This window comes from Methylobacterium sp. WL64 (genome assembly GCF_008039945.1).
Classification (GTDB): domain Bacteria; phylum Pseudomonadota; class Alphaproteobacteria; order Rhizobiales; family Beijerinckiaceae; genus Methylobacterium.
On record NZ_VRVA01000076.1, the window covers coordinates 1 to 12,246 of the forward strand.

Below are 12,246 nucleotides of genomic sequence, written 5' to 3' on the forward strand. Positions count from 1 at the left end.
CCGACCTCGTGCCGCCGGCCCCCGCCCCGGCGCTGGTGCTCGGGCTCGCGGGCCTCACCAACCACGACAATGTCGGCGCCGCCTTCCGGAATGCCGCTGCCTTCGGGGCCGACGCGGTGCTGCTCGATGCCCCCAGTTGCGATCCGCTCTACCGCAAGAGCATCCGGGTCTCGGCCGGCGCTGCGCTGATCCAGCCCTTCGCGCGGCTCGCCCCCGGGCAGGACTGGCTGGCGCTCGCCCAGGCCCTCGACCTCGAAGCCCTGGCGCTCAGCCCGGGGGCGACCGAATCGCTCGACGCCATCCCCGCACCCACGCGCGTTCTGCTGATCCTCGGGACCGAGGGACCGGGCCTCGACGTAGCCACGCTCGGACGGGCCCGCCCGGTGCGGATCCCGATGGCCCCGGGCTTCGATTCGCTCAACGTCGCCACCGCGGCGGGCCTCGCCCTCCAGGCGATCGCCCGCGGCCAAGGACGGCTCGTCACAACCGGTTAGCGCCGTCCCTTTGCGTCCGGCTCCGAACGCGCGACAAAGGGCTGCAATTGCCGTGGGGCGTTGCGAGGCTAGCTTGGCCGATAAGGTTCGGGGTTTGCGAGGGGAGTCGTCGGCGTTGCTTCAGTCTGGGGATGGTTTGCGAGCGCTGACCGGACGCCGCGTGGCCGTGGTCGGCGCCGGTCCCGGCGGCTTGGCCTCGGCCCTGCTCCTGGCACGTGCCGGGATCCACGTGACGTTGTTCGAGAAGGACGCGCAGGTCGGCGGCCGCACGAAGACCGTAACCGCACCGGGCGGCTACAAGTTCGATATCGGGCCGACCTTCTTCCTCTATCCTCAGATTCTCGCGGACATCTTCACGAGTTGCGGCGAGCGGCTCGAGGACCACGTCAAGCTCGAGCGACTCGATCCGCAGTATCATCTCGTGTTCGAGGGTGAGGACGGGATCACGGGTACGATCCGCGCCACCGGCGACATCGCCCGGATGGAGACGGAGATCGCCCGCCTGGCGCCCGACGATGCGAAGAACGTCAAAACCTTCTTCAGCGAGAATCGGACGAAGCTCGAATATTTCAAGCCGATCCTCCAGCAGGCCTTCCATACCCTGCGCAGCATGGTGAGCCCGGCGATGCTGGCCGCCCTGCCGCACCTGCATCCCGGCCGCAGCGTCGATCGCGACCTGAAGCGTTATTTCGCAGATCCGCGGGTGCGCCTCGCCTTCTCGTTCCAGACCAAATACCTCGGCATGTCGCCGTTCCGCTGCCCGAGCCTGTTCACGATCCTGTCGTTCCTCGAATACGAGCACGGGGTCTACCACCCGGTCGGCGGCTGCGGTGCGGTCTCCGAGGCGATGGCCGGCCTTGCCGGACGCATGGGCGTGGACCTCCGGCTCAATGCCAACGTCGAGCGCGTGGTGTTCGACGGCAAGCGCGCCAGCGGCGTGGTGGTGGACGGCGAGACCTTCAACGCCGACGCGGTGTTGATCAACGGCGACTTCGCCAAGGTGGTGCGTGCCCTCGTCCCGGAGCGGCACCGCCCGCGCTGGCGGGACGCCAAGATCCACAAGGCCCGGCTCTCCTGCTCAACCTTCATGCTGTATCTCGGCATCGAGGGGAAAGTGCCGGACAGTCTGGGGCACCACACGATCCTCCTGGCCGACGGCTATGAGCGCAACATCCGGGAGATCACCGAGGGGACGCTGCCGATGCAGCCCTCCCTCTACGTCCAGCATGCCGGCTACACCGACGGCGGCATGGCGCCGGCGGGGCACACCGCCCTCTACGTCCTGGTGCCGGTGCCGAACCTCAAGGCCGGGATCGACTGGGCGGCGACCCGGGAGAGCTACCGTGCCCTGATCCTGGAGCGCCTGAAGCGGCTGGGTCTCGAAGACATCGAATCCCGCATCCGCTACGAGCGGGTGATCGACCCGACCCAGTGGGAAGAGGATTTCGCAGTCCACGAGGGAGCCACCTTCAACCTCGCCCACGACCTGATGCAGATGCTGTATTTCCGGCCGCACAACCGCTTCGGGCCGGGGCTCTACATCGTCGGCGGCGGCACCCACCCAGGCTCCGGCCTGCCGGTGATCTACGAGGGCGCCCGCATCACCGCGCGTCTGCTGATCGAGGAGTTGGCCGGGGCCCGCGCTGCCGCCCAGGCCGGCATCCCCGACACGGCGCCGCTGGCGACCTCCGGCGAGGCCTCGTGATCGGCGCGCCGGGCCGGGTGACGCTGACGGCGGGTCTCTGCGCCCTCGCTCTGCTGTCCGGCTCGGCTGCGATGGCCGCGACCCTGCAGGTGGAGGTCGACGGCATCGAGCCCGGCGGCGGCCCGGTCCGGGTGGCCCTGTGCCAAGGTGGCTTGTCCGAACCGTTCTGTACCCGGGGCGACGAAGCGTCGGTCGCCGGGGGCCGGGCGCTGTTCGCCTTCCGGGACTTGGCTCCGGGCACCTACGCGGTGGCGGCTTTCCAGGACGGCAACGGCGACGGCCGGCTCGACCGGACCGGGCTCGGCCTCCCGCTCGAGCCCTACGGCTTCTCCGGCGCCGTCGCGCGCCGGGGGCGGCCGGACTTCTCCGATGCGGCTTTCGCACTCCAGGAGCCCGGCGCCGCCATAAGGGTCCGGCTCGCCCGCGCCCTGCCGCGGCGGTGACGGGGTGGACGGCAACCTCGTAAGGATCACGGGAGTCGGCCTCGACCTGCGCGGGCGGCGGGTGCTGGAACAGGTCGATCTCGACCTCGACGCGGCCGAGACCCTGGCGCTGCTGGGGCCGAACGGCGCCGGCAAGTCCTCTCTGATGCGTCTCGTGGCGGGCCGCCTCGCGCCCAGCGCCGGGACCGTACGGGTGGCCGGCGCGGATCCGTTCCGGGCGGGCAGCGCCCGCCGGAGCATCGGCTGGGTTCCCCAGGAGATCGCCCTCTACCCGCGCCTCACGGTCGCCGAGAACCTCGGCGTCTTCGGCCAGCTCGCGGGCGTGCCCCGCCGCGACCGGCGCGGGGCCGTCGCGGCGGCCCTTGAGATGGCGGACATCGCCGACGTCGCGCATCGCCCGGTCGGGGTGCTGTCCGGCGGCTACCGGCGCCGGGTCAACATCGCGGCGAGCCTGATGAACCGGCCCAGCCTCGTGCTGCTCGATGAGCCGACGAGCGGCGTCGACCTCGCCGCCCGGGCGGCGATCCACGCGGTTCTGGACCGGCTGAAGGCCGCCGGCACCGCGATCCTGATCGCCACCCACGATTTCGCCGAGGCCGAGCGCCTCGCCTCCCGGGTCGCGTTCCTGGCGCAGGGGCGGATCGTGCGCGCCGGGCGTCTCGCCGACCTGCTGGCGCAGCTGCGGGTCGGCGCGCCGGAACGGGAGCTGAGCCTCGCCCTGCCGGCGGATGCGGTCGCGGAGACCGTGCTGCGCCGCGGCGGGTTCGTGCCCGCCGAGCCGGACGGCCTTGTCTGGCGCTCGGTCGAGCGCTCCGGCCTCGACGGCGCCGCCCTGCTCGGGGCGCTACGGGCGCAGGGGGTTCCTGTGGCCGAGGTGCGGGTCCGCGCCCCGCGGCTGGAGGCGCTGTATCTCGATGCGATCCGGCCCCGGGACGTCGCGGACCGCGCTGCCTCCGAGCCGCGCCGGGCGGGGGCCGCCGGATGATCGGCGCCGCGTTCCGGGTGATGGCGTTGAGCCTCCTGCGCGACCGCGCCGCGCTGGTGATGGCCTTCGTGCTGCCCACCGTGATCTTCTCGATCTTCGCGGCGATCTTCTCCGGGGCGACCGGTGACCGGATCCGCATCCATCTCGGGCTCGCCGACATCGCCCGGACGGCAGCCACGCAGCGCCTCGCGGACGCCCTGGTGGCCGACCCGTCCCTGCGGGTCACCCGCCTGCCCGCAACCGATCTGGCGGAGGTGACCCGGGCGGTGCGTTCCGGCGCGGTCGACGTGGCCCTGGTGCTCCGCGGCGACCTGATCGCCGCCCCGGCGGATGCCCCGCCCGGCCCCGCGGACCAGCCCGTGGTGCTGGTCGAGAACCCCGCAAAGGCGCTCGCCACCCCCATCGCGCTGGGCCAGCTGCAGCGCGTGCTGAACGAGGCGCTGCCCGACGTCGTGCTCTCGCGCATCGTCGCCGACGTGGAGCGCACCGGAAAGATCGGCCCGGACGAGCGACGCTTCCTCGACGAGGCTTTCGCCGAGCAGCGCGCCAGGAAGGAGCCGTTCAGCTTCGCCTCGCTGGTCGAGCGCCGGAGCACCGCCGCTGGCACCGCCAATGCCCGGGTCAGCTATTACGCCGGCGCGATCACCGCGGTGTTCCTGCTGTTTGCCGCCATGCAGGGGGCGCTCTCCCTGGTCGAGGAGCGGGAAACCGGTATCGCGGAGCGCCTGATGGCCGGACCCGGTGGCCTGCCGGTGGTGGTGCTCGGCAAGTTCGGATTTCTGACGCTGCAGGGCATGGTCCAGGCCGGACTGATCTTCCTGGCCGCCGGGCTGCTCTACGGCGTCGAGATCGGCCCACACTGGACGGCCTTCCTCACCGCCTGCCTGCTGGTCTCGGCCATGGCCGCGGGCCTGGCGCTCGCCGCCTGCGCGCTGGCCGCGTCCCGCCAGCAGGCCCACCTCGCCTCGACCTTTGGGGTACTGCTGCTCTCCGCCGTCGGCGGCTCGATGGTGCCGCGCTTCCTGATGCCGCCGTGGCTGCAACAGGCCGGCTGGCTGACCCCGAACGCCTGGGCGATCGAGGCCTATCAGAACGCGCTGGGCGAGGGCTTCGGCTCCGCCGTGCCGGCCTTCGCGGTGCTGCTGGCGCTGACCCTATGCGGGCTGGGCCTGGCGCTCGGCCTGGTGGCACGGCGGACGGTCTGATCGGACCACCGCGCCGCGACGATCCGCGCGGCGCCTGCGACCAGCCGTCCCCGGACAAGGCGTGGCCGTTCGGGCAGGGTCCGCACTCGTACAAAGTGAGAACGCCATGCTCCGCCTGCTCATCGCCGACGGCAACGATCGGGCCGCCCGCGAGCGGCATGTCGCGGCGACGGGCCGGACCTCGGCCGAGTCCTACGCCGTGGTGGTTCACGACTTCGCCCCCGAGACGGCGTGTCGATTTCTCAACCCGGCCGATGCCGACGCGGACCTGCCGCAGGATTTGGCGGCGTTCGACGGGCTGATCTTCACCGGCTCGACCCTCAAGGTCTCTGAGGGCACGCCGGCGGTGACTCGCCAGCTCGATCTGATGCGGGCTGCCCTGGAGGCGGGGCTCGCGGTGTTCGGATCCTGCTGGGGCGTGCAGGTCGCCGCGACCGTGGCCGGCGGGCACGCGGCCGAGAATCCGCGTGGGCCGGAATACGGCTTCGCCCGGGCGATCACCCCGACCCAGGAAGGCCGGACCCACCCGCTGCTGGCCGGCCGTCCGGCGGTCTGGGACGCGCCCGCGATCCACTCGGACGCGGTGCTGGAGCCGCCCCCGGGTGCGCGGGTTCTGGCCGGCAACCGGGTGCTGGGCGTCCAGGCCATCGAGATCCGGCACGGGGCCGGCTGGTTCTGGGGCACGCAGTACCACCCCGAACTCGACCTCGAGGAGGTCGCCACGATGCTGCGCCTCTGCGATACCGCGATCGTCGAGGCCGGCTTCGCCGCGGATCCGGGCGCGGTGGCGGCCTATGCCGACGAAATCGCGGGCCTTCAGGGCGAGGATTTCGAGGCCGCGCGGCGCCTCGCCTGGCGCCACGGCGTCGGCCCGGAGGTGCTCGACGCACCCCTGCGCCGTCGCGAGATCGGTAACTTCCTGGCCCAGCTGTCCACAAACAAGGCCTGACCGGCCAGTACCGCGACCGGGTGGCGCGTTGACCCACGAGGTCTCGCGTCTAGCTTCGCAATGCGGGCAGCGCTCTGACGGGCCCGGGGAGCAACCTATCAGGATGAGTCAGGATTCGACGGTCGCCGTGATCGGCAGCGGGCTCGGCGGACTCGCGGCCGCGTGCGTGGCTGCGGCGCGCGGCCACCGCGTCACGGTCTACGACAAGAACGGCTGGCTCGGTGGCAAGGCGGCGGTGCTGCACGAAGGCGGCTTCCGCTTCGACATGGGCCCGACCATCCTGACGGTGCCGCGGGTGCTGGAACGGATCTTCACCGAGGCCGGCCGCTCGGTCCACGATTACATGGACCTGCGCCGCCTCGACCCGCAATGGCGCTGCTTCTTCGACGACGGCTCCCGCATCGACCTGATGCAGGATATCGAGCGGATGGCCGGCGACATGGATCGCTTCGCCCCGGGCAGCGGCGACGGCTACAAGAAGTTTCTCTCCATTTCGGAGCACCTGCACGGCGTCTCGGAGAAGTTCTTCTTCTGGAAGCCGGTCGAGGACCTGTTCGACACGATCAACATCCGGGCCAACATGAACCCCGGCACCCTGCGCGACGTGCTGTCCCTGCGCATGCACGCCTCGGTGGCCTCGACGATCCGCGGCAAGGTCAAGGATGCGCGCCTCGCGCAGATGCTCGACCACTTCGTGCAATACGTCGGCTCCTCGCCCTACGGCGCCCCCGCGGTGCTCTGCGCCATCGCCCACATGCAGACGGCGGACGGGGTCTGGTACCCGATGGGCGGCACCCGCGCGGTGGCCGAGGGCCTGGCCAAGCTCGCGCAGGAGCTCGGGGCCACCTGCAAGACCGACACTGAGGTCACCGGGATCGAGACCGCCAACGGTGCTGTCCGCGGCATTCGCACCCAGGAGGGTGTCACGCCCTTCGACGCCGTGATCTCGAACATGGATTCGGTCCGCACCTACCGCGAGCTGGTGGGTGGCGCCGCCGGCAAGGCCTACGAGAAGAAGAACCCCGAGCCGGCCTGCTCGGGCGTGGTGCTCTATCTCGGCCTGAACAAGCGCTACGAGCACCTGAACCACCACGACTTCGTCTTCTCCCGCGACCCCGAGGAGGAGTTCGACTACATCTACAACAAGGGCGAGCCGGCCCCGGACCCGACCGCCTACCTCGCAGCCCCCTCCTCCACCGACCCGAGCGTCGCGCCGGAAGGCGGCGAGGCCCTCTACGTCCTGGTGCACACGCCCTACCTGCGCCCGCACCACGATTGGCGTCCGGACGGCCCCCTGTTCCAGAACTACCGGCGGACCATCCTGGACAAGCTCAAGCGCACCGCCGGAATGCCCGACCTGGAGGAGCGCATCGTGGTCGAGCGCCACCTGACCCCGCAGGACATCCACGAGCGCTACCGGGTGCTTAACGGCGCGATCTACGGCCTGGCCTCGCACGGCCGGGTAATGGGGGCGTTCAAGCCTGGCAACCGCTCCCGACAGGTGCGCGGCCTCTATCTCGCGGGCGGCGCCGCCCATCCGGGGCCGGGCATGCCGATGGTGATGATGTCGGGCTGGATCGCCGCCGACGCGCACGATCAGGACGCGCGCGGAACGCTGCGCGCCTCGGCGTGAGGTCCACTCTACCCTCCCCTCCCCCCTCTGCGGGGGAGGGTGGCCCTCGCGTCAGCGTGGGCCGGGAGAGGGGCAGCGCGACGGTACGGGATGAGGCGATTGTCGCGACTTTTCCAGAAGCATCGCTCCCCTCTCCCGACCCGCTTCGCGGGCCACCCTCCCCCGCAGAGGGGGGAGGGAAACAGCGGCGCCGTACGCCGCCCGCGCCCCTGCGCCCGGTCTCGCCCCCGATCCGCCGCTTCATGGAGGCGTGGTTCGAGCGCTACCTGCACCGACACTTCGACGCGCTACGCCTGCCGCACTGGAGCCTGCCGCCGGACCAGGACCATCCTGGCCCGCTGGTGATCTATTCCAACCACCCTGCGTGGTGGGATGCGGCGGTGATCATCGTCTTGTCCGGCCGGCTCTACCCGGGTCGCGAGAATCGGGCGCCGTTCGACGTCGCCATGCTGGCGCGCTACCGGGTGTTCGAGCGGATCGGGGCCTTCGGGGTCAACCTCGACAGTCCCCGGGGCGCCGCACAGTTCCTGGCCGCCGCGCGGGCGATCCTGACGCGATCCGGCACGGCCCTCTGGATCACCGCGCAAGGGCGCTTCGTCGATACCCGCGTCCGGCCCCTGGGCCTGCGCCCGGGGGTGGCCCGGCTGGCCGAGATGGCCCCTAACGCGCTGTTCGTGCCGCTCGCCCTCGAATACGCCTTCTGGGATGAGCGCGGGGCAGAGGCCTTCGCGGCCTTCGGGCCGGGGATCTCGGGCGCGGAGTTGGCGGCCCTGTCGCGGACGGACCGGCTCGCCCGCCTGGAAGCCGACCTGACCGCGACCCTCGACCGGCTCAGCAGCGACGTGATCAGCCGCGAGCCGGAACGCTTCCGGGCCCTGGTCGCGGGCCGCAAGGGCGTCGGCGGCGTCTACGATCTCTGGCGGCGCCTCGCCGCGCGGCTCGCCGGGCGCCGCTTCGATCCGGCCCACCGGGCCCGCGACGGGGAGCCCGGGCGATGATCGACCCGATCCTCACGGCGCTGGCCGTCGTCTGCCTGTTCACGGCTGCCCTACCGGCGGTCCTGACGGCGGTGAACCTGTTCGCCCTGCGCCGGCCCGCCCCGGTGGCCGACCGCGACCTGGTCTCGATCCTGATCCCGGCACGCAACGAGGCCGGCAACATCGCCGGGACTGTGCGGGCCGCCCTCGCCAGCATTGCCGTGCCCGTCGAGGTGATCGTCGGCGACGACCATTCCACGGACGGGACCGCCGAGATCGTGCGCGGCCTCGGCGATGCGCGCCTGCGCGTCGTCCCGGTGCCGCCGCTGCCCGAGGGCTGGACCGGCAAGAACCACGCCTGCGCCCATATCGCCGGGCTCGCCGACGGCCGCCACCTCCTGTTCATCGACGCGGATGTCCGCCTGGAGCCCGAGGCCGCCGCGTCGCTCGTCGCCCAGGCACGACGTGCCGGCGCGGCACTGGTCAGCGGCGTTCCCCGGCAGCGCACAGAGACGCTGGGCGAGATGCTCACCGTTCCGATGATCGACTTCCTGCTCATCGGCTTCCTGCCGGTGCCGTTGATGCGCCGCCGCCCGGATCCCGCCCTGGGCGCGGCCTGCGGGCAGCTCATCCTGTTCGAGCGCGCGGCCTATGCGGCGATCGGCGGCCACGGCGCGATCCGCGGTTTCCTGCATGACGGCGTGCGCCTGCCCCGGCTCCTGCGCGCGGCCGGCTACCGCACCGACCTCGTGGCCGGCGCCGGTCTCGCGACCTGTCGGATGTATCGGGGCTTCGGGGAGGCCTGGGCCGGGTTCTCGAAGAACGCGCATGAGGGCATGGCCACGCCCCGGGCCCTGCCGGTCTGGACCCTGCTCCTGGGCTGCGGCCAGATCCTGCCGCCGCTCTTGGTGCTGGCCGGGCTGCTCGAGCTGATCCCGCCGCTGGCCCTGACGGCGGCCGCCGCGGCCTGTGCGCTGTCGCTCGGAACCCGGGCGGCGATCACCCTGGCGGTGCGGGCACCGCTGGCGACGATCCCGGTGCACCCGGCGGCCGTGCTGGTAGCGCTGGCGATCCAGTGGAACGTGCTGCTGCGGGGCGGCCGGGCCGGCGCCGCCACCTGGAAGGGCCGCACCTACCCGGTCAGCGGCGCCTGAATGGCTTTGACGATCCGGCGGCGCGTGTCCGCCGGATCGCATCCATCGGCGGTCAGGTCAGCCCGACGATCACCGCGCGGTCGGCTGGCACGGCTCGACCGAGCGCTTCCCCTTCCGAGGCTTCAGCGACACGATCAGCTGGACGTTCGGCACGTCGCCGACCTGCCGGGTCAGGTGCCCGACATGACCCTCCGGTCCCTGGGGGGTGGATCCGGTATCGGCGTTGAACTCCACTTCACCGGGCCCCTGCTCCAGCACGGACCCGTCCGTCGCCTCCACCGACCAGCGCCCTGACAGGGTGATCACCCATTGCGGGCCGGGGGCGGTGTGCCAGGTGCCGACGTAGCCGACCGGCAGGATCGCGTACTTGACCGACGCAACCTCGCCCGGCGGGAAGCCGACATACTGAGGCGCGGCGGGCGGCGCGTAGCTCTTGAAGATGAAGTTCTTGAGGTCGCAATACTGGACGTGGCTCTGGCCCTTGGCGTCGGCGTAGAGGGTGCCGTAGCGGAGCGCCGGCGGATTGGCCGCCGTCAGCCCGGCCGGGCCCGACGGGGCCGCCTCGATGGTCATCAGCGGCTCGCTCGGCTTGCCGCTAGCCGCCAGCACGGCCGTCCCACCCGCACCGGAAGCCAGCAGCACCATCGCGATGCGGCCGGCGGTCTTGAATGCCTTCATGGTCTCGACGTCCCGAGTTCGCGGCGCCGAAGACGACGCCACGCGCCCTATAGTCGCGGCCATCGGAGAGACCAAATCAAAGGGCCGGTACTATATGCAGACCGTCCAATTCAATCTCAAAATATCAGCTTGAATATGAAGCTTATCCTCAAGTGATTCGTGATACATCTTGATTTTTTCGTGGAACGTCGAATTCAGATCCTGAGCCGCAACCCTGTCATCGGCGCATGGCATCGTCGGGCCGGGCTGCCTCGTGGCGGCCGACGCCGATCTGCGCGCGGGCTGCTGGCTGGAAGCGGAGAGCATCGTCGGCCCAGGCGCGGAGCTGAAATCCGCCTTCCTGTTCGCCGGGGCGGCCGCCGCACAGTTCAACGTCGTCGGCGACAGTATCCTGGGCGCGAACCTGAACCTGGAGGCCGGCGCGATCATCGCCAATCACCGCAACGAGGCGCCGGACCGGCCGATCGCGCTCCGGCTGGCTGGCTGGCGTGTCGAGACCGGAACGCCGTGGTGCCGCGCCTCGGTTTGGCCGACCAGGGTGGTTGAGGCGCCGCTCAGTTCCAGGTGTGCAGCACCGTCCGCCAACCATCCTTTTGCCGTTCGAGGACGTTCACCCAGTTACCCTCGAACTTCTTCTTGGAGCCGCCTTCCACCGGACCGGTCATCTCCCAGCGTCCCGAAACGATGAGCAGGTTGTCCTTCGCGACCGCGTTCTTCACCGTCGTCTTGTGGTCGTCCCAGCCCTTCGCCTTCAGGCCGGAGAAGAATTTCTGGATGCCGTCGCGGGTCTGGGTCGCGCCCTTCGTGACCACGAGGGCGTCGGGCGCGTAGAGCTTGCCCAGCGTCTCCATGTCGTCGCGGTTGTAGGCTTCGTCCCACTTGGTCGCCGCGCTCTGGGCATCGGCCTCCAACGCTTCCGCCAGGCACAAGCCGGGCAGGATCGCGGCGGCAGCGAAAACCAGGACCGGCAGAACGTAATTGCGGGGCATGATGTCCTCCCAAGACTGCTGCGAACAGGAAATCAGGGAACTTTTTCCCAAACCAGCGTGATGATGCTCAGCCTCCCGTCGACGTTGAACTTGAACGGCGTGGTTGTGTAGACGAGTTGCCGCCCCCGTTGCTCGACCTGCCGAACCTGCGAGGTCCCCGTCCAGGCCTCGTTCCACGACGTATCAATGCTATGGGTGACGCGGTCGGCCTCGAAACGGTACGTCCCCGCATAGGCGAAGAACGTCCTGTGCAGGTGGACCCGATCCGCATCGGACATCGCCTCGTTGGCGGCGGGCCTGTTGCGCCCTTCGAAGGCGCAGACCACCATCATCCGTCCATCGCGGCCGTAGGTGATCCAGCCATTCGGCTTCGGGCCGCCATAGGCGTCCACGACTTCTCCGGTCTCGACGATCTTGCGCGTGGCGGTGACGAGCCGCCAGGTTCCGACCACCTCGTCGGCCTCCAGGGCATGCGCGTCCGGCAGGCCGACGCCGATCGCTAGGATTACAAACAATCCCCTCATCGCGAATCACCGCAAGTCGTGGAGGCCCATACGCGGCACGCCTCCCTTCGAATGCAGCATTGAACGATTAGGAGGTCAATTCTTATTGCACAAATATTGCAGACACCGAGCACCAGCATTCAGCGAATGTCTGGATATTTCGCCGTGAGACCTGGTGCGGGTGCGGCGGCCCAGCTTACTCTGTGCCTTCGGCTCCGGTCTCGGACAGGATCCAGGCGGCGGTGTCGGCATCGGCGCCCGCGATCGGCCAATGCAGGATGATCGGCGTCTCGTAGGGATGACGCGCCTTCAGGGCGGCCGACAGGACATCGGCCAGGCCCTCACGGCTCTTGAGGATCGCCGCGACCTCTTCACCCCGTTCCACCGCGCCCTTCCAGCTGTAGACCGACAACATCCCGGGCAGGACGTTGATGCAGGCGATGAGGCGCTCGCGGACCAGGGCCTCGCCGATATTCAGCGCGGAGGCGGCGTCGGGAAAGGTGGTGTAGACGAGGAGCGGACGCTCCATGC

14 protein-coding genes are annotated in these 12,246 nt (G+C 70.5%); 9 read left to right on the forward strand and 5 right to left on the reverse strand.

The genetic code is table 11. The features are described from left to right. From FV242_RS23425 to FV242_RS23465, 9 genes are all read left to right on the forward strand, one after another. The coding region (locus FV242_RS23425) for an RNA methyltransferase (protein WP_147940609.1) at positions 1 to 494 on the forward strand (494 nt) is incomplete at its 5' end. Positions 495 to 609: 115 nt separating this feature from the next. Next, positions 610 to 2,199 carry a phytoene desaturase family protein gene (gene crtI / locus FV242_RS23430; RefSeq protein ID WP_147940610.1) on the forward strand — a complete coding sequence of 530 codons (1,590 nt, stop codon included), beginning with the start codon at positions 610 to 612 and terminating at the stop codon, positions 2,197 to 2,199. A gap of 71 nt (positions 2,200 to 2,270) precedes the next feature. Then, a complete protein-coding gene (locus FV242_RS23435) occupies positions 2,271 to 2,642 on the forward strand; it encodes a DUF2141 domain-containing protein (RefSeq protein WP_147907555.1) in 372 nt (123 codons plus the stop codon). 4 nt (positions 2,643 to 2,646) lie between these two features. Then, positions 2,647 to 3,627: an ABC transporter ATP-binding protein gene (locus FV242_RS23440; RefSeq protein WP_147907514.1), complete on the forward strand. Its 981-nt coding sequence runs from the start codon at positions 2,647 to 2,649 to the stop codon at positions 3,625 to 3,627. Next, complete coding sequence (locus FV242_RS23445) at positions 3,624 to 4,832, forward strand: ABC transporter permease (protein WP_147940611.1); 1,209 nt, start codon at positions 3,624 to 3,626, stop codon at positions 4,830 to 4,832. The genes FV242_RS23440 and FV242_RS23445 overlap by 4 nt, the downstream gene beginning before the upstream one ends. Positions 4,833 to 4,938: 106 nt before the next feature. After that, complete coding sequence (locus FV242_RS23450) at positions 4,939 to 5,781, forward strand: type 1 glutamine amidotransferase (RefSeq protein WP_147940612.1); 843 nt, start codon at positions 4,939 to 4,941, stop codon at positions 5,779 to 5,781. Positions 5,782 to 5,884: 103 nt separating this feature from the next. Next, complete coding sequence (locus FV242_RS23455; protein ID WP_147940613.1) at positions 5,885 to 7,414, forward strand: NAD(P)/FAD-dependent oxidoreductase; 1,530 nt, start codon at positions 5,885 to 5,887, stop codon at positions 7,412 to 7,414. Positions 7,415 to 7,656: 242 nt separating this feature from the next. Then, positions 7,657 to 8,412 (forward strand): lysophospholipid acyltransferase family protein, encoded by a 756-nt coding sequence (locus FV242_RS23460; protein WP_147940614.1) that lies wholly within the window; start codon positions 7,657 to 7,659, stop codon positions 8,410 to 8,412. Continuing rightward, positions 8,409 to 9,545, forward strand: coding sequence for a glycosyltransferase (locus FV242_RS23465; RefSeq protein WP_147940615.1), 1,137 nt, complete (start codon positions 8,409 to 8,411; stop codon positions 9,543 to 9,545). The genes FV242_RS23460 and FV242_RS23465 overlap by 4 nt, the downstream gene beginning before the upstream one ends. 69 nt (positions 9,546 to 9,614) lie before the next feature. On the opposite strand, the gene FV242_RS23470 is transcribed toward FV242_RS23465, so the two are convergent. The 5 genes from FV242_RS23470 to cutA form a co-directional block, all read right to left on the reverse strand. Next, positions 9,615 to 10,223, reverse strand: a complete 609-nt coding sequence (locus FV242_RS23470; RefSeq protein ID WP_147940616.1) for a hypothetical protein — start codon at positions 10,221 to 10,223, stop codon at positions 9,615 to 9,617. Between the two features lie 217 nt (positions 10,224 to 10,440). Next, entirely contained in the window at positions 10,441 to 10,662 is a 222-nt protein-coding gene (locus FV242_RS34745) for a hypothetical protein (protein ID WP_187278530.1), read from the reverse strand. Positions 10,663 to 10,777: 115 nt separating this feature from the next. Next, a complete protein-coding gene (locus tag FV242_RS23480) occupies positions 10,778 to 11,212 on the reverse strand; it encodes a DUF4440 domain-containing protein (protein WP_147940617.1) in 435 nt (144 codons plus the stop codon). 32 nt (positions 11,213 to 11,244) lie between these two features. Further along, the gene (locus FV242_RS23485) at positions 11,245 to 11,736 is read right to left on the reverse strand and encodes a lipocalin-like domain-containing protein (protein WP_147940618.1); all 492 of its coding nucleotides are present in this window, start codon (positions 11,734 to 11,736) and stop codon (positions 11,245 to 11,247) included. Positions 11,737 to 11,911: 175 nt separating this feature from the next. Then, the gene (cutA, locus tag FV242_RS23490; RefSeq protein WP_147940619.1) at positions 11,912 to 12,244 is read right to left on the reverse strand and encodes a divalent-cation tolerance protein CutA; all 333 of its coding nucleotides are present in this window, start codon (positions 12,242 to 12,244) and stop codon (positions 11,912 to 11,914) included. Between the last annotated feature and the right edge of the window lie 2 nt (positions 12,245 to 12,246).